Annotated in this window: 13 protein-coding genes and 7 tRNA genes; 6 read left to right on the top strand and 14 right to left on the bottom strand. The window is 46.3% G+C overall.

Features of this window, described 5'->3' with window-relative positions; genetic code table 11:
• Nucleotides 1-219: 219 nt before the first annotated feature.
• The 4 genes from G5B12_RS09950 to argC form a co-directional block, all read right to left on the bottom strand.
• On the bottom strand, nucleotides 220-1410 hold the full coding sequence (locus tag G5B12_RS09950; RefSeq protein WP_119247803.1) for an aspartate aminotransferase family protein: 1191 nt from the start codon (nucleotides 1408-1410) through the stop codon (nucleotides 220-222).
• Nucleotides 1397-2293, bottom strand: coding sequence for an acetylglutamate kinase (argB, locus tag G5B12_RS09955; protein ID WP_118062712.1), 897 nt, complete (start codon nucleotides 2291-2293; stop codon nucleotides 1397-1399). Before argB ends, G5B12_RS09950 begins: the two co-directional genes overlap by 14 nt.
• A 453-nt stretch (nucleotides 2294-2746) precedes the next feature.
• Complete coding sequence (gene argJ, locus G5B12_RS09960; RefSeq protein WP_021976395.1) at nucleotides 2747-3970, bottom strand: bifunctional glutamate N-acetyltransferase/amino-acid acetyltransferase ArgJ; 1224 nt, start codon at nucleotides 3968-3970, stop codon at nucleotides 2747-2749.
• 36 nt (nucleotides 3971-4006) lie between these two features.
• Nucleotides 4007-5047: an N-acetyl-gamma-glutamyl-phosphate reductase gene (gene argC, locus G5B12_RS09965; protein WP_021976394.1), complete on the bottom strand. Its 1041-nt coding sequence runs from the start codon at nucleotides 5045-5047 to the stop codon at nucleotides 4007-4009.
• Between the two features lie 429 nt (nucleotides 5048-5476).
• Here argC and G5B12_RS09970 point away from each other — a divergent pair, with 429 nt between their 5' ends.
• Nucleotides 5477-6709 (top strand): argininosuccinate synthase, encoded by a 1233-nt coding sequence (locus tag G5B12_RS09970; RefSeq protein WP_021976393.1) that lies wholly within the window; start codon nucleotides 5477-5479, stop codon nucleotides 6707-6709.
• A gap of 134 nt (nucleotides 6710-6843) precedes the next feature.
• The gene (locus G5B12_RS09975) at nucleotides 6844-7785 is read left to right on the top strand and encodes a DMT family transporter (RefSeq protein WP_442859962.1); all 942 of its coding nucleotides are present in this window, start codon (nucleotides 6844-6846) and stop codon (nucleotides 7783-7785) included.
• 111 nt (nucleotides 7786-7896) lie between these two features.
• Here G5B12_RS09975 and G5B12_RS09980 read toward each other — a convergent pair whose 3' ends face one another.
• Entirely contained in the window at nucleotides 7897-8289 is a 393-nt protein-coding gene (locus G5B12_RS09980; protein WP_021976391.1) for a metal-dependent transcriptional regulator, read from the bottom strand.
• 266 nt (nucleotides 8290-8555) lie between these two features.
• Here G5B12_RS09980 and G5B12_RS09985 point away from each other — a divergent pair, with 266 nt between their 5' ends.
• From G5B12_RS09985 to G5B12_RS09995, 3 genes are all read left to right on the top strand, one after another.
• Nucleotides 8556-10307 carry an ABC transporter ATP-binding protein gene (locus G5B12_RS09985; RefSeq protein ID WP_021976390.1) on the top strand — a complete coding sequence of 584 codons (1752 nt, stop codon included), beginning with the start codon at nucleotides 8556-8558 and terminating at the stop codon, nucleotides 10305-10307.
• A gap of 11 nt (nucleotides 10308-10318) precedes the next feature.
• A complete protein-coding gene (locus tag G5B12_RS09990) occupies nucleotides 10319-12205 on the top strand; it encodes an ABC transporter ATP-binding protein (RefSeq protein ID WP_118062745.1) in 1887 nt (628 codons plus the stop codon).
• Nucleotides 12206-12448: 243 nt separating this feature from the next.
• Nucleotides 12449-13495, top strand: coding sequence for a transglutaminase domain-containing protein (locus G5B12_RS09995; RefSeq protein ID WP_021976388.1), 1047 nt, complete (start codon nucleotides 12449-12451; stop codon nucleotides 13493-13495).
• A gap of 136 nt (nucleotides 13496-13631) precedes the next feature.
• Here G5B12_RS09995 and G5B12_RS10000 read toward each other — a convergent pair.
• The 7 genes from G5B12_RS10000 to G5B12_RS10030 form a co-directional block, all read right to left on the bottom strand.
• Nucleotides 13632-13711, bottom strand: a tRNA-Leu gene (locus tag G5B12_RS10000).
• Nucleotides 13712-13779: 68 nt separating this feature from the next.
• Nucleotides 13780-13852, bottom strand: a tRNA-Lys gene (locus G5B12_RS10005).
• Nucleotides 13853-13863: 11 nt separating this feature from the next.
• Nucleotides 13864-13935 (bottom strand) — tRNA-Gln (locus G5B12_RS10010).
• Between the two features lie 10 nt (nucleotides 13936-13945).
• Nucleotides 13946-14019: transfer RNA gene (locus G5B12_RS10015), tRNA-His, on the bottom strand.
• A gap of 5 nt (nucleotides 14020-14024) precedes the next feature.
• Nucleotides 14025-14098 (bottom strand) — tRNA-Arg (locus G5B12_RS10020).
• An 18-nt stretch (nucleotides 14099-14116) separates the two neighbouring features.
• Nucleotides 14117-14187 (bottom strand) — tRNA-Gly (locus G5B12_RS10025).
• Between the two features lie 27 nt (nucleotides 14188-14214).
• Nucleotides 14215-14289: transfer RNA gene (locus tag G5B12_RS10030), tRNA-Pro, on the bottom strand.
• Nucleotides 14290-14538: 249 nt separating this feature from the next.
• On the opposite strand from G5B12_RS10030, the gene G5B12_RS10035 reads away from it, so the two are divergent.
• Nucleotides 14539-15312, top strand: a complete 774-nt coding sequence (locus G5B12_RS10035) for a hypothetical protein (RefSeq protein ID WP_021976247.1) — start codon at nucleotides 14539-14541, stop codon at nucleotides 15310-15312.
• Nucleotides 15313-15423: 111 nt separating this feature from the next.
• On the opposite strand, the gene G5B12_RS10040 is transcribed toward G5B12_RS10035, so the two are convergent.
• Together G5B12_RS10040 and G5B12_RS10045 are read right to left on the bottom strand one after the other, a co-directional pair.
• Nucleotides 15424-17013 (bottom strand): AAA family ATPase, encoded by a 1590-nt coding sequence (locus tag G5B12_RS10040; protein WP_119247801.1) that lies wholly within the window; start codon nucleotides 17011-17013, stop codon nucleotides 15424-15426.
• Between the two features lie 214 nt (nucleotides 17014-17227).
• On the bottom strand, nucleotides 17228-18245 hold a 1018-nt coding region (locus G5B12_RS10045), incomplete at its 5' end, for a hypothetical protein (protein WP_207719568.1).

An 18245-nucleotide genomic window follows, 5' to 3' on the forward strand; every position in this document is an offset into this window, starting at 1 on the left:
ACGTTTCGGCAGGCATGACTCCTCATATCCGAAATCCTGTTTTTACTGCAGGACACCATTTTCTGTGGAACAAAAAAACAGCAGTATCTTTCCCTGGCCGGTTATCTGCCAACCAAAAAATACTGCTGTCCTGTATCAGGATTTCCCTGAACTATGATCTTTCGTTTTTCTGCTCTTGAAGCCTGCTTTGGGCTTCCCTCGCCAGAAGATCTCTGTTATTTATTCCATGCACTCGTCAAGGATCTCGGCCATTTTGTCAATATCCTCTTTTGTGATCACAAGGGGAGGAACAAGACGGAGAACGTCGCTTCCTGCTGAGATCACAAGGAGACCTTTTGCAAGAGCTTTTTTCACTACATCTCCTACCGGGCGTCCTTTGATCACGATACCCTGCATGAAGCCTTTGCCTCTTCTTACTTCCGCACATTCATGTTTTGCAACCAGTTCGTCCAGTTTTTCCTCCAGATACGGGGTCAGGCCCTGTACATGAGAAAGGATCTGGTCTTTTTCGAAGATATCAAATACCTTGCTGACCGCCGCGCATACAAACGGATTTCCACCGTAAGTGGTTCCATGATCGCCTGGCTTCAGGGATGCTGCCGCTGCTTTCTTATTCAGAACAAAAGCACCTACCGGAACACCGCAGCCAAGAGCTTTGGCACAGGTCATGATATCCGGCTGTACGCCGTATGCCTGCCATGCGAAATAATGTCCTGTACGTCCCATACCACACTGGATCTCGTCCAGGATCAGGATGATATCTTTCTCATCACAGAGCTTACGCAAGCCTTCCAGGAACTCTTTGGTAGCCGGGTAAATACCTCCCTCGCCCTGTACAGTCTCGGCGATGATGGCACAGGTCTTGTCTGTAACCTGAGCTTTTACGCTCTCAAGGTCATTGAAATCCGCAAATTTTACGCCACCCATCAAAGGCTCAAAAGGCTCTCTGTAGTGTGCAGTACCTGTCACGGAAAGTGCACCGATGCTGCGGCCGTGGAAAGAATGGTTCATGGCAATGATCTCATGATCTGCATGGCCATCTCTCTCGTAGGCATATTTCTTGGCAGCTTTCAGAGCACCCTCGATAGCCTCTGTACCACTGTTTGTGAAGAATGCTTTTTCCATATGACTTGCCTGTACAAGTTTGGCACCTGCATCAATGATCGGCTCATTGTAATACAGGTTGGAAATGTGCATCAGTTTGTCGATCTGGGCTTTCAATGCTTCGTCATAGCCCGGGTAATGATACCCCAGTGCATTTACAGCGATACCTGCTGCAAAATCCAGATATTCCTTTCCTTCGGAATCATAGAGGTGGCAGCCCTCGCCTTTTTCAAAAACTACCGGAAAACGGTTATATGTATGAAGAATACTGGCTTCTGATTCTTCCATCAGTTCATTCATGCTCATTGTAATATTTCTCCCCATCATCTTTTAAAATTGCGGTACCAATACCTTTGTTTGTAAAGATCTCAAGCAGTAAGCTGTGCGGGATCCTTCCATCCAGGATATGGACTCTGTTTACACCATGCTCGATGGCATCGATGCAGTTTTTCAGTTTCGGAATCATTCCGCCGCCGACAGTACCATCGGAGATCAGGTTCTCAGCCTCATCTACACGAAGTTCGGAGATCAGAGTGGACGGATCGGAAGCGTCTCTGTATACACCTTCAATATCGGAAAGGAAGGCAAGTTTCTCTGCATTGACCGCCTCTGCAATAGCGCAGGCTGCATCATCTGCGTTAATGTTGTAGGAATCAAAATTCTCGTCAAAACCGATTGGGAATACGATCGGAAGGAAGTCTCTTTCCAGAAGGTCCTGGAGGATCTTTGGATTGACTTTTGTGACTTCACCTACGTAGCCGATGTCCTCGCCTTTGGAAAGTTTCTTTTTGCACTGGAGAAGACCACCGTCTTTACCGCTGACACCTACAGCCTGAACGCCGAGAGATTCTACAAGCGTAACAAGTTCTTTGTTTACTTTGGCAAGAACCATCTCTGCGATCTCCATGGTGTCTTTGTCCGTTACACGGAGACCGTTTACGAAACGGGGCTCCATGCCGACTTTACCGACCCAGCGGCTGATCTCCTTGCCACCGCCGTGAACGATAATCGGTTTGAATCCGACCAGCTTCAGGAGGACTGCGTCCTTGATGACGTTACGTTTTAATTCTTCATCAAGCATGGCACTTCCGCCATATTTGATGACTACAATTTTGCGGTTAAACCGCTGAATGTATGGCAGGGCTTCTATGAGAACCTCTGCTTTGTCAAGATATTTCTGATTCACCATATGGGTATCTCCTTTTTTTGAAAAATGATATGGGTTGAAAAAGGTTTTTTTGTTGTATGTTGGACGTTTTTTCTTTATAAATTATAGTTTTGTCTCAGCTGATAGCTGTGGGATTTGCGAGGAGGGGAAGCACTCGGAGTTCCGAAGGCCGTTTCCCCTCCTCGCGCTCCTCCCCTCCGGCCACGGAGAACGGGCTGTTGCCCGCACCGCGGGCAAACTGTCACGATTTTCCAAGGCTTCTGCCCTGAAGTTCCTCACGTTCGTCACTCAGTCTTCGTCAACTAACGTTCAACACACCACAACCAAGCGTGCCCAACGGAGGGGGTTCTTAGGGGGAGCGTGCGGGCTTCGCAACTCCGAGCTCGCTCCCCCTAAGGGTTTTCTCAGCTTACAAACTGAAACAAAATTACATATAAAATCCACCATAAAAAACCATTCTACAGAGCTCTTACATCAAGAACGATAATCCGCATTGATTTTTACATAATCATAAGTAAGGTCGCATCCCCATGCGGTTGCACTGGCCTCGCCCATCTTCATATCAGCAATGGCTGTCACAGCGTCTTCAGAGAGGATCTTTGTAGCTTCCTCTTCACTGTATCCTGTAGAAACTCCATTTTCAATGATCTTTATTTTTCCTGCTTTGCTCTCAAAGTAGAGATCTACTTTCTCCGGGTCGAACTGGACTCCGGAGTAGCCGAGGGCGCAGAGGATTCTTCCCCAGTTTGCGTCGTGGCCGTAGATGGCTGCTTTTGTCAGGGAAGAGGTTACTACGGATTTACTTAAGGTTACGGCTTCTGCCTTGGTGGCTGCGCCGATAACTTTGACCTCGAAGAGTGCGGTTGCGCCTTCTCCGTCGCCTGCAATCTTTTTGGCAAGGGTTGTGTTTACATAGTTGAGCGCTTTTTTGAACTCTTCATAATCTGCATTTTTCTCTGTGATCTTTGGATTGCCGGCCTGACCGTTTGCCAGGAGGAGGACGGTGTCGTTTGTGGAGGTGTCTCCGTCAACGGATACCATGTTGTAGGTGTCCTTGATGTCCTCGCTGAGTGCTTCCTGAAGAAGTTCCTTGGAGATGTCCACATCGCTGGTGATAAATCCAAGCATTGTGCACATGTTCGGGTGGATCATTCCAGAACCTTTGCACATACCGCCTACAGTTACGGTTTTTCCGCCGATCTCGATCTCTACAGCTGCCTCTTTCTTCTCGGTGTCGGTTGTCATGATGGCTTTTGCTGCCTCAAGGCCTGCCTCGCGGCTTCCCTCAAGTTTCGGAGCCATGGCTTTTACTCCGTTTGCGATACGGTCGATCGGAAGCTGCATTCCGATGACACCTGTGGATGCTACCAGCACACTGTCTTCCGGGATCCCAAGGCTTTCGGATGCTGCTTTGGCTGTTTCCTTACAGTAGCCAAAACCTTCCTCACCGGTACATGCGTTGGCGATTCCGCTGTTGCAGATCACGGCTCTTGCGCCCTGATGATTGTATACAATGTCCTGATCCCATCTTACAGGAGCTGCTTTTACCACATTGGTCGTGAATGTTCCTGCAGCCACACAGGGAACTTCACTGAATACCATGGCCATATCGGTACGGCCTTTATATTTGATCTCTGCTGCAGTTGACGCTGCCTTAAAACCTTTTGCGGCTGTTACGCCGCCGTCGATGATCTTCATATTCTATGTCTCCTCTCGTCTGAAATCCTCTGTGTTTTACGGGCACATCGGGATCTGTTTCAGTCCTTCGTTCTCGTCGAATCCAAACATCAGGTTCATGTTCTGAACGGCCTGTCCTGCGGCACCTTTTACCAGGTTGTCGATGGCACCCATCATGATCACTCTCTTAGTTCTCGGATCGATCTTGAAGTTTACATCTACAAAGTTGCTGCCTTCCACGTTTCTTGTCTGCGGGCATACATCTTTATTCAGCACACGTACAAAGAACTCATCTTTATAATATTTGTCATAGGCCGCTTTTACTTCCTCATAGGTAACATCCTTTGTCAGGGAAGCATATGCAGTTACCAGGATTCCTCTGTTCATCGGAACAAGATGCGGGGTAAAGTTGATCAGCACTTCCTGTCCGCATGCGTATCCAAGCTGGTCCTCGATCTCCGGTGTATGTCTGTGTGTGGCAACGCCGTAAGCTTTAATACTCTCGTTTACTTCACAGTAAAGATTCGGAACTTTAGCTCCTCTTCCTGCTCCGGATGTTCCGGACTTTGCATCAATGATAATAGTGTTCGGATCAATGAGGCCTTCTTTTAACAGCGGATAAATAGACAGTGTGGAGCATGTCGGATAGCATCCCGGGTTGGCGATCAGCCGTGCCTTTTTGATATCCTCACGGTTGATCTCGCAGAGACCGTAAACTGCTTCATCAATAAACTGCGGTGCTTTGTGCTCGATTCCGTACCATTTTTCATATTTCTTCACATCTTTAATACGGAAGTCCGCGCTTAAGTCGATCACCTTACACTTGGAAAGGATTTCTTCATTAATAAGGGATGCACAAAGGCCCTGCGGAGTTGCGGTAAAGATCACGTCCACCTCATCTGCAAGTGCCGCCATATTGTCATCCATACATTTGGCATCCACCAGTTTGAAAAAGTTCTGATAAATATCTGCATACTGCTGATCTATGTAGCTTCGGGAACCAAACCATTTGATCTCAACATCCTTGTGTCCAAGAAGAAGTCTTACGATCTCATTTCCTGCGTACCCTGTCGCACCGATAATTCCTGCTTTAATCATCTTTCACATTCCTCCTCTGCCGTATCTCTTACGGCTTAAGTAAAAAGGCGTTCCTCATATGTCCGCCTTGTCAATGGATAGATTATACATCTTCTCTGCATATTATGCAATAGTCATTTTCTTTGATTTTTCACTGTCTTTTCTGTTTTTCATGTATTTTCTTATAATATTACCCGTTTTTCGATGCATTTTTATGCAAAAAATTTTTCATATTTTTCAAATTATCTCTTGCATATTTATAAAATCTGGTGTATATTAAGCCATGTCGACAGGACAGCCGAAAATTTTGTTTTGTCACGCATGAATATTTATTCACTCTGGTAAAGTTATAAAACAGCATAATTTTTCCAGATAACGTAAAAAAATTCACCGTCCCGGAAATGTCCGGAGCGATACAAAATTTCAAAAAATCCCAGGAGGACATATATTATGAAAGAAAAAGTTGTTTTAGCGTATTCCGGTGGTCTTGATACCACAGCCCTGATCCCGTGGCTGAAAGAAACATTTGATTATGACGTTGTCTGCTGCTGTGTAAACTGCGGACAGGGAAACGAGCTGGACGGTCTTGAAGAGAGAGCAAAAATGTCCGGTGCTTCCAAATTATATATTGAAGATATTGTTGATGAGTTCTGCGATGATTTCATCATGCCATGTGTAGAGGCCGGTGCTGTATATGAGCATTCCTATCTTCTCGGAACTTCCATGGCTCGTCCGGTTATCGCCAAGAAACTGGTTGAGATCGCACGTAAAGAAGGCGCTGTTGCAATCTGCCACGGTGCTACAGGTAAAGGAAATGACCAGATCCGTTTCGAGCTTGGCATCAAGGCTCTCGCTCCGGACATCAAGATCATTGCTCCATGGCGTATGACAGATCTGTGGACCATGCAGTCCCGTGAAGATGAGATCGAGTTCTGTAAAGCTCACGGCATCACTCTTCCGTTCGATGCAAGCCACAGCTACAGCCGTGACAGAAACCTCTGGCACATCAGCCACGAGGGACTGGAACTTGAGGATCCTTCCCAGGCTCCGAACTACGATGACATGCTTGTATTAAGCGTAACACCGGAGAAAGCTCCTGATAAAGAAACAGAAGTTACCATGACATTTGAGCAGGGTGTTCCGAAAACTCTCAACGGAAAGGCAATGAAAGTTTCCGAGATCATCACTGAGCTGAACAAACTTGGCGGCGAGAACGGTATCGGTATCGTTGACATCGTTGAGAACCGTGTTGTTGGTATGAAATCCCGTGGTGTTTATGAGACTCCTGGCGGAACAATCCTGATGGCAGCTCATGACCAGCTTGAGGAGCTGATCCTTGACCGTGAGACAATGGAAGCCAAGAAGAAACTGGGCAGCCAGTTTGCACAGGTTGTTTACGAGGGAAAATGGTACACACCACTCCGTGAGGCTATCCAGGCATTTGTTGAATCCACTCAGAAATATGTTACCGGTGAAGTTAAATTCAAACTTTACAAAGGAAACATCATCAAGAATGGTACAACTTCTCCATACAGCCTTTACAATGAGTCCCTTGCTTCCTTCACAACCGGTGATATGTATGACCACCACGACGCTGACGGATTCATCACTCTGTTCGGTCTGCCGCTGAAAGTTCGTGCTATGAAGCTTGCAGAAGTTAAGAACAACCAGAATCAGAACTAATTTTGCCGGACACGGTTCCGACAGATCATAAAAATGCCCCGGGAAGCTATCTGAAGTTCCCCGGGGTCTTTTCTTATATATCGCTTTGACCACATAATACGCGAAAGGATTCTTTTATCATGAACACACAGAAAATGCCTCTGAAAAATTCTCTCTGCCTGCTTCTGGCCGCTACCATCTGGGGAATCGCCTTTGTCGCCCAGAGTGTAGGCATGGAATATGTAGGTCCTTTTACTTTTAACGGCGTCCGTTCCCTGATCGGTGCTGCTGTTCTGGTGCCGGTGATCTTTCTCTTAAACCGCTCCAAAGATACAGCTTCTGCCGCGGCAGATTCCCCGGCAGCAGAATTTCCAGCAACAGGCGCCAAAAATGCGGATACCTCTTCTCCATACAACTCCCGTGACCTCTGGATCGGAGGAATCGCCTGCGGAATTGCTCTCTTTGCAGCCAGCAACTTCCAGCAGTTCGGCATCAAATATACAACGGTGGGAAAAGCCGGTTTTATCACTGCCTGCTATATTGTCATTGTCCCGATTATCGGACTTTTCCTGAAAAAGAAATGCAGTCCCTTTATCTGGACAGCTGTTGTCATGGCACTGATCGGACTTTATCTTCTCTGCATCACGGACGGTTTTTCCATTGGTCTCGGAGACGTCCTGGTGCTGGTGTGTGCGTTCCTGTTTTCTCTGCACATTCTGGTCATTGACTATTTTTCCCCGAAAGCAGACGGAGTAAAACTTTCCTGTATCCAGTTCCTGGTCTGCGGGATCCTGTCCATGATCCCGGCTCTTGTCCTGGAACATCCGCAGATTTCTTCTATCCTCACTGCATGGCTCCCCATCCTGTATGCCGGCATTATGTCCTGCGGCGTTGCCTACACTTTGCAGATCGTAGGCCAGAAAAATGTCAATCCAACGGTAGCTTCTCTGATTCTTTCCCTGGAATCCTGTATCTCCGTACTTGCAGGCTGGGTCATCCTTGGACAGAAGCTTTCCGCAAAAGAGCTTCTTGGATGCGTCATCATGTTCGCGGCTATCATCCTGGCACAGCTGCCGGAGAAATCTTCTGCGAAATAGGCAGATAAACAATAAAGTGCATGAAAAGTTATCACGCTTCTCATGCACTTCTTTTTTATCTTTCATTGGCTTTCACTGCCGCCCCGTGTGGATACTGGCCGGTCACTTCATTTACTCCGCTGCTGCTTCGTCTCTCTTAATAAAGTTATTATAATGCGCCTTGATCTTCTCAAAGCTCTCCTGGCTGATATCGTGCTCCATCTTGCAGGCATCCTCCAGTGCGATCTCCGCAGGAACTCCAAGTCCCTCCAGCATCTTGGCAAGTACGGTGTGTCTCTCATAGATCTGGTTGGCGATCTCTGCGCCCTTCTCCAGAAGTGTCACAGTACCGTAACGGTCCATGGCAATATATCCGTCCTCACGGAGAAGCTTCATCGCATGGCTGACACTTGGCTTGGAAACGCCAAGTCTGGTAGCAATATCAATGGAACGAACCCCGCCGCCCTTCTTCGATAAAACCAGAATTGATTCCAGGTAATCCTCTGCTGACTGTCTGATTTCCATATAAAATCCTCCCTACAAAAATTAAACTCTATATAGACCCTCTAAAGGGATCTGAATCGCATTCTCGCCCCTATTTCACAGGTGAATATTAACTTTTAATATACCGCTTAAATGATGTTATGTCAAGTATTTCACACATATTTGTCTTGACATTAAAAATATTTTACCTGATAATAGTATCTGAACAATACATCTGTTCTGTAGCAGCCCGGAACTTTTTTCCAGGGGTGCTATCTTTTTGAACAGTAAAAGAAAGGAGATTTTTTATGCTCAAAACCCTTCTGGCACAGGTCAGGGAGTTTAAAAAGGCCTCGTTTCTCACGCCTTTTTTCATGATCCTGGAAGTTCTCTTTGAGACTCTGATCCCCCTGGCCATGGCTTCCATCATTGATAAGGGTGTGGAAGCCGGAAATATCGGCCATATCTATCGGATGGGTGGAGTTATGGTAGTTCTTGCCCTGTGCGGACTCTGGTCCGGCGTCATGGGCGGAAAATACGGAGCACTGGCCTCCACAGGCTTTGCCAGAAACCTCCGAAAAGCCATGTACACCAACATCCAGACCTTTTCTTTTTCCAACATCGACAAATACAGCACTGCCGGCCTGATCACCCGTCTTACCACAGATGTGACCAACCTGCAGAATGCCTATCAGATGATCCTGCGTATGTGTACCCGTGCACCGGCCAGCCTGATCTGTGCCATGGTCATGGCATTTCTCATCAACGCCAAACTTGCAAGCATTTATCTGATCGCGGTGATCTTCCTCGGTGCCTGTCTGATCTTTATCATGCGGAAAGCAACGAAATATTTCCAGACTGTGTTCCGCAAATACGATGACCTGAACGCAAGTGTCCAGGAAAATATCGGTGCCGTCCGTGTTGTCAAAGCCTATGTCCGTGAAGACTACGAGATCAGCAAATTTCAGAAAGCCTGTAACAAAGTATACGAAATGTTCTTAAGTGCCGAGAAGATCGTTGTTATGAACATGCCTCTGATGCAGTTTACCGTTTACGCCTGCATCCTTGGAATCAGCTGGCTTGGCGCAAAAATGATCGTGGGCAGCACGCTTACTACCGGTGAGCTTATGAGCCTTCTCACTTACTGCATGAACATTCTCATGAGCCTGATGATGCTCTCCATGGTTTTTGTTATGGTGACCATGAGTATTGCCAGTGCCGAGCGTGTTACGGAAGTCATCAACGATACTGCTGATATCACTGACCCGGAGAACCCGGTAACAAAAGTTCCGGACGGAAGCATCGTCTTCGACCACGTAAACTTCAGTTATAAGAAAGACAGCAAAGAACCGGTCTTAAAAGACATCAACCTTTCCATCCGCTCCGGCGAGACCATCGGAATCATCGGCGGTACCGGAAGTGCCAAATCCAGTCTTGTCAACCTGATCAGCCGTCTTTATGACGTAACGGACGGTTCTGTTCTGGTGGGAGGCATCGATGTCCGCAAATACCACCTGGAATCTCTCAGGAACCAGGTTTCCGTTGTCCTTCAGAAGAATGTCCTCTTCTCAGGAACCATTCTGGAAAATCTCCGCTGGGGTGACAAAAACGCCACGGAAGAAGAATGCCGCCGTGCATGCCAGCTTGCCTGCGCTGATGATTTCATCGAAAAAATGCCGGATAAATACAATACTTTCATTGAACAGGGCGGTTCCAACGTTTCCGGAGGTCAGAAACAGCGTCTCTGTATCGCCCGTGCTCTTCTGAAGAAACCGAAGATACTGATCCTGGACGATTCCACCAGTGCGGTAGATACTGCCACAGACGCAAAAATCCGCCGTGCTTTTGCAGAAGAGATCCCGGATACCACCAAGCTGATCATCGCCCAGCGTGTTTCCAGTATCCAGAATGCAGACCGCATCATCGTTATGGACAACGGCGAGATCAACGGATTTGGTACCCATGAGGAACTTCTTAAGACCAACGCCATTTATCAGGATGTATTCAATTCACAGACCGGCGGTGCCGGTGATTTTGACGAGGGAGGTGATCCGGCTTGAAAAAACAGAACATGAAAGGTCCGGGTGGTCCTGGACCGAAAGGCATGGGAGCGCCGGAACAGCCAGGAAAACTTCTGGGACGCCTTTCCCGTTATATTTTTAAGAACTACAGTATCCATATCGTGATCGTGGTGATCTGCATTTTTGTCAGCGTTCTTGCCAATGTACAGGGAACCATGTTCATGAAAACCCTGATTGACCAGTATATCACGCCTCTTCTTAAGGCAGATACACCGGACTTCGGGCCTTTAACTGCTGCAATCGCACGTGTGGCATGTTTTTACGCCATCGGTGTTATTGCCACCTATACTTATAACCGTATCATGATCAATGTTTCCCAGGGAACTTTACGTAACCTCCGAAACGACATGTTTGCAAAAATGGAAACACTTCCCATCAAATATTTTGATACCCACGCACACGGTGATATCATGTCCATCTACACCAACGACATTGATACCCTGCGCCAGATGATCAGCCAGAGTTTCCCACAGCTGCTTTCCAGTGTGATCACCATTGTCAGTGTTCTTGTAAGTATGCTGATCCTCAACGTTCCGCTTACTTTCGTGACTCTGCTTATGGTTGCCATTATGCTGACTGCCAGCCGGAAACTTGCGGGCCTGAGCGGAAAATATTTCCTGGAACAGCAGACAAACCTTGGTATTGTCAACGGCTATATCGAAGAGATGATGGAAGGACAGAAAGTTGTCAAAGTCTTCTGCCATGAGGACGAAAGCATCCAGAAATTCGATGAGCTGAACGACCAGCTTTTTGCCAGCGCAGACAACGCCAACCGTTTTGCCAACATCCTGATGCCTGTAGTTGCCCAGCTTGGAAACGTCAGCTACGTGATCTGTGCCATGGTTGGCGGTATCCTTGCCATCAATGGCATCGGAAACTTCACTCTTGGCGGACTTGCCAGCTTCCTGACTTTCAACAAGAGTTTTAACATGCCCATCAACCAGGTCAGCCAGCAGTTCAACAGTATTGTTATGGCCCTTGCAGGTGCCAAACGTATCTTTGATCTTCTGGATGAGAAATCCGAAGTGGACGAAGGCTACGTTACTCTTGTCAACGCAAAAGAGGAAAACGGCGTTCTCACCGAATCCGAGAAACGTACCGGCCGCTGGGCATGGAAACATTTCCATAAAGCTGAGGGTACCACGGATTATATCGAGCTGAAAGGTGACATGGTTCTGGAGGATGTGGATTTTGGTTATAACTCCAACAAGATCGTTCTTCATGACATCAACATGTATGCACAGCCGGGCCAGAAGATCGCTTTTGTAGGATCTACCGGCGCCGGAAAAACCACCATCACCAACCTTCTGAACCGTTTTTACGACATTCAGAAAGGTAAGATCCGTTACGACGGCATCAATATCACCAAGATCAAAAAAGACGATCTTCGCCGTTCCATGGGCATCGTTCTTCAGGATACCAACCTGTTCACGGCAACCGTTATGGAAAACATCCGCTACGGAAAACTGGATGCCACAGATGAAGAGGTCATCGCCGCAGCAAAACTTGCCAACGCTGACGGTTTTATCCGCAGGCTTCCACAGGGTTATAACACCCTTCTCCGTGGAAACGGTGCAAACTTGAGCCAGGGCCAGAGACAGCTTCTCTCCATCGCCCGTGCAGCTGTTGCAGATCCGCCTGTCCTGATCCTGGACGAAGCCACCAGTTCCATTGATACCCGTACCGAAAAACTGGTACAGGATGGTATGGATAAGCTGATGGAAGGCAGGACAACCTTCGTGATCGCCCACAGACTTTCCACAGTACGCAACAGTGACTGTATCATGGTCCTGGAGCAGGGACGTATCATCGAGCGTGGTTCCCATGAGGAGCTGCTTGCTCAGAAGGGCCGGTATTATCAGCTGTATAATGGCTGATCCTGGCCTCCCGGTTATTTCCGGGCAAAAATATTTCAAGGCAGAAAAAACATGCAGGGTACATCTTTGTGGGATGGCTCTGCATGTTTTATTTTTCCGTAATCTTTCTTCCATTTTATCTCTGCACTTCTTCTGATGATTCTTTTATGATATAATTTTTTCGTTGATTTTTTAGAAAGGGGTTTCTGCTGAATTCTGAATTACAACAAAATTTCAGAACTACGGCGGATTAAATTCAAATATATGAAACAGGCTGAAGAATATTATTACGGCAGAATGCCAAAAGATAAACAGAACGTGTACCGCGCAATGCTTCACGGACTTATGGAACTTTCCGATGAGTTTCTGATCCCACAGGTTCCCACTACCGACGGAAACTGGCTCTATGATGTGTTTTTCCAGCTGAGACTGGATCATCCGGAGATCTTCTGGGCCGTGGGGTTCAAATACCGCTATTACAAAGATTCTCCAAATCTGATCCTGATCCCGGAATATATCTTTGACAAGAATAAGATCCGGGAACACCAGAAAGCTCTGGGCGCCCGCGTAGACAAGCTTGTACGCCCTGCCATGAAGCTTTCCGAGTGGGATAAGGAAAAATATGTCCACGACTTTATCTGCGAAAATATCCGCTACGACAAGCTGAAAAAGCCATACTCCCACGAGATCATCGGGCCTCTTGGACACGGCGTAGGCGTCTGTGAGGGAATCGCCAAATCTGTAAAAGTGCTCTGCGATGCCCTCGGTGTCTGGTGCATCATCGCCATCTGCGGAAACAATCCGGAAAAAGGGATCAAGTACCGCCACACCTGGAATATTGTCCGGATTAACGGACAGTACTACCATCTGGACGCCACCTTTGACAATACTCTTGGCAAAAACGAGGACGGCTCTGTCAGCATCCGCTACGATTATTTTAATCTGGATGACAAAAACATCTTTCGTGACCATGAACCACTGATCGCTCCTGCCCCCACCTGCCCGGACGGAAGCCACTTCTACTACCGCGAGAAAAAGCTGTCCTTTACCAAGCTGGAAGACGTCTACAAACGCGCCCTCCAGGCCGCCAAAAAAGGCCGAGAATTCACGTTCCACTGGAGAGGCGGTTATCTCACCCGTGAGATCCTCTCCGACCTCGTAGACCAGATCCAGGCCGCCGGAAAGACCCGGGAGAAAAAAGCCATCATCACCCTCAACTGGCCCCAGGCTGTGCTCCGTTTTCACTTTGTGGAGCAGCAAGCGGAAGGGAAAGTATTTATTGAGGAAGTGAATGAGGGAGAGAAATTGTAATTTGATTTAAAAAATTTTATAGAGCCCAAATGCCACAGATCATTACCGATACATCTGTGGCATTTTATTATGAGTATTATTCTGAAAATACAAAAGACCTTCTATAAATCAAATTTACAGAAGATCTCTTAATAAGTGCGGATAACAGGACTTGAACCTGCACGATTGCTCACTGGTACCTAAAACCAGCGCGTCTGCCAATTCCGCCATATCCGCATATTCAATTGTTGCCATCACTCTGTCTGATGGTAAAAAAATAACGGAAAGCAAATGCTTTCCGCTAATGAGGCATCGGGGATTCGAACCCCGGACAACTTGATTAAAAGTCAAGTGCTCTACCGACTGAGCTAATACCCCATAAAAAAGGACTGGGCTAGCTGGATTCGAACCAGCGAATGCAGCAGTCAAAGTGCTGTGCCTTACCGCTTGGCGATAGCCCAATGGGCGAAGGGTGGATACAGGGATTCGAACCCTGGGCCTCCAGAGCCACAATCTGGCGCGCTAACCAACTGCGCTATACCCACCACAACGTGCCTGAAGGGATTCGAACCCCCGACCCACGGCTTAGAAGGCCGTTGCTCTATCCAGCTGAGCTACAGACACATGCTCTCTTTTCAGAGAAGCGGGTGATGGGAATCGAACCCACGTATCCAGCTTGGAAGGCTGGTGTTCTACCATTGAACTACACCCGCATGCTTGCGGTAATAAGTTTACAGCAGTCGGGGTGACAGGATTCGAACCTGCGGCCTCCTGGTCCCAAACCAGGCGCTCTAGCCAAACTGAGCCACACCCCGATATACCATTTACTTATGGTCTTTATTAAGTTTTTGTCGCTGTTGCTTTTCTCTTGCCTGACGACAAGTGATATTATATTATAGCTTTTTACAAATGTCAACACCTTTTTTGAATTTTTTTAAAAAAACTTTTTTTCACGTTTTTTCCGTCTATTCAAAGGTTTTCCTGTCATTTGCGACTTGCTTATGGTATCATAATCCTGATAATAAAGTCAAGAAGAAATTCTGGAAAATTAAGGAGATGTTTTTATGGATATAAAGTTATTTCAGCAGAAGCTCAATGAAATCTGCACCATCGCAGAGGAGAACGGCAAGCAGCTCTCCCAGCAGCAGATCCGTGAGCATTTCGATGAATCCGACCTGAACACTTCACAGCTTGTAAAGATCCTGCAGTATCTCAAATTAAAAGGTATCACTATCGAAGGTGCCGAGGAAGCAGCCAGCGCTGCGGCGGCAGCAAATACCTCCTCTGAATCCGGAAGCGAGGAAGAACTTCCAGGCACCCGTGCAGCCCTTACAGCTGAGGAACAGGCTTACCTCAGTGACTATATGGAAAGTTTTTCCCCGGAAGGGCTTGATTCCGACGATCTTGCTTCCCTCTTCCAGGCCTTTGCAAAGGGTGACACCGCTGCCGAAGGTGCTCTGACCCAGTTCTACATGGCCCAGGCAGCCCAGATGGCCGCTGAACTGAACTGTGAGGAGATTTACCTGACTGACCTCATTCAGGAGGCGAATCTGGCCCTTCTGGCGGCTCTTAAGGAAACAGAACCCCAGCAGAAGAACGACGCCTGGATGCGCGGCCGTATCCGCAGCGGAATCCTCCATGCCATCGAGGAACAGACCCAGCAGAAATTCCGTGATGACTATCTGGTATCCAAGGTAGAAAATCTTGAATCCGCGGTAAAAGAGCTCACAGACGATGACGACACCACCAAATTCACCATCGATGAACTCGCCGTAATCCTGGATATGAATGTGGACGAGATCCGGGATGTGCTTCGGCTTACCGGGGATGATAAATAAGATCTTATATTATAACGAAAAAGCCTCAGTACATGCATAGCACCAACAACTTACCTGCTGCCTGTGTTATACCTGTCCTGAGGCATTATCATTCTATAGCAATTCTGAAAATTATTTTTTCTCATACTGCTCGATCATACATTGATGTTCTTTTTTATCCTTATCATAATTAATCGCTACAAGTAAAATATCTCCTGTGTACTCCAAAACAGAATCTGGATACTTCCTGTCTTTAATCTGCTGCATTGCAGTCTGAGCGTTCTGATTCCACTTCAATTCAACTACAAGCGCCGGATAATCACTTTTATATTCCGGCTTCGGAATAAATACAAAATCTGCAAATCCACGTCCTGATGGCAGTTCCCGAACCGGCTTGAAATAATACTGCATAGCGCTTAAATATGCAATCGCCAGCACACTGCTTAATGAATTTTCGTTATGATACTGAATAACGGAAACATATTCATTATGGATTTTTTCTATCTGTGCAGATACCACCGGACAATCCATTTCCAATGTTGCATCCAACAGCTTCTCCGATTCCTGCTGAAAAAGGATCATTTCATTCCAGGCTTTACTTTCTACCGCAGTTGTCAGCTCCTGCCTGATCTCTTCATTGGGCACAAATGCCGTTTTTCTGGTCTGGTCATAACCAAGATATCCCAAATGGATCATATAGGTCAGTACATCATCTCTGCTCTTTATATTCTCTGTATCATTTTTGAATGTCGCTGTATTGACTTTCACAGATGCACCGGACAACATTTCTATGATCGATGTTTTCAATCCATCATAATTCATATTAATAAGAGGCACGATTGCTTCATAGGACGCTGTTTCCGACCAGTAACTCTTAAATTCACCTTTAAGCATCACGCTGACTACTGCTCTCGGATTATAAACCTGACAGTCCTTCAAAAGATATCCATCATACCATCGCTTCACTTCATGAAAATCCTGTTGATATTCTTCCGAAAGATTCCGCACCTCATCTTCTGTAAATCCGATATACGGTGCAAGATTGCCCGCACTTAACATTGTAAATTCATCAAAATTATTAAGCGCTGACTGTGTTGTTTCTTTTTTTACCGGGAGAATACCTGTAAGATATGCAAGTTGGATATATCTGGTTGGTTCCGTTCCTTTGAACATTCCTCTGAGAAAATTAATATACTCTTTCTGCACTTTGGAATTCGCCGCTGCATCTCGGATCAGAACATCCCACTCATCAATGATCACAACGAATTTCTGCCCTGTTTTCTCCCGGATTCTTGAAAGCGCATCTGGCAAAGATATCTCTTCTGATGGTAACACACATGGATAAATCGTTCTCAGCTCATCCAGTATACTCTCTGTGATAAATGCAACAACGTCATCTGCCTTTGCACAATTTGCCAGAAACCACTGAACATCTATATGGATTAAATCATATTTATTGAGATGTTTTCGGAAATCTGCTGCCTTACTGATCTCCAGTCCTGAAAACATTTTTTCGGAATCCGCTCCCTTGCTGTAATACGCAGTAAGCATATTCGCCGTATAGGATTTCCCGAATCTGCGCGGACGACTGTTACAGATATAGGCATCCATAGTATCCAGAACAGTATTTGTGTACTCCAACAATCCTGTTTTATCCACATATATCCTGGAATTCAGTGCTACCTGAAATGCGCTGTTATCCGGATTTACAAATCTTCCCATTTATGTCCGCCCCTTTCTGAAACTATATACTATATCCCCGTACTTCTTGCTTTACAGTATATCGTAATCTATTCTGCATCGTCAATGGCTGTTGTCACAGAGTGTGACATCCTCTCCTTCTGCCTTATAAAAAAGAGGCTTCGATCCAATGTAAACATTCAAAGTATACATTGAACCTGGCCTCTTTTGTATGATATAAATTATCTGATTGTACTTACTGGACAATGAAATAATACGGAACTTCCATAACTGTTCGCTGATCTTTTGTTACGGTGATAACAAGCCGGTAGCTGCCGGAGCCTGTAATTCCTCCGAGGGAAAATTTATTCTTGCCCTGGCTTACTGCGGCCTGCAACAGAACGCCCTCATATCCCTGGGATGTTTTTTTCTGGATGTTGGCACTAACCGTATAGCTTCTGTCAATGTTCTTCCACTGTACATCAAGATCCAGGGTACTGTCCTTCGTTGTGAGAAGTCTGTGTGTACCTGTTGTGTCTGTGATCTTCAGGGACGGATTTGTATTTTCTGCCACTGTAAGCGACAGACTTTCAGCTGTTACGCCTGTGTCCGTCTCACCAGCTGCGATCAGAGCCTGTCCGTCCTTTGCTCCGGCGTATAATTTTGCCTGGAATTGATAAGCCTTTCCTTTTGCTTCCGCAACATCCGAATTTAATGTCAGGTTTACATCCTGAGACGTTGCCCATGTAAGCGGAATTACAAAATTACCGTTGGAATCCGGCCAGTACTGCTGGTTTTTATCTCCGGTTGTTACTGTCAGGCTGACATCTCCCGGAAGTGTTTTATCTGTGGAAGATAATTCCAGTACCAGTGATTTATTGTTCCATTTGTTATAGGATTGCATCGATGGGGCAGTAACTGTAATACTGCTGCCCGCCTTCGCTGTCAGACCGAAGCTTTCTGCATTTACAATTCCAATGTTTACTGAATTTGTAAGAGGATTATCTGTATAGGCATAAATCAGACCACAGTTCAGATTTCCTGCAGAATATCCTGCCTTTACTTTCGAGAAGTCTACAATAAAACGATAGGTCTGATTTTCCTGGTTCTTTATGTCCTCATAATTAAACTCAGTACTTTTTGTTCCCATTTCTTTGAAACTGCTCAGTCCGATCTCTGTCGTGGAAGAATTCTCCCCTATCTTTTTCCAGTAATATTTATTGTGTATGTATAGAAGATTTGGATATGAAAGCAATGTCACAGTCGCTGAATTT

Origin of the sequence: Blautia sp. MSK.20.85, assembly GCF_013317245.1 — a bacterium.
Lineage (GTDB): Bacteria > Bacillota > Clostridia > Lachnospirales > Lachnospiraceae > Blautia_A.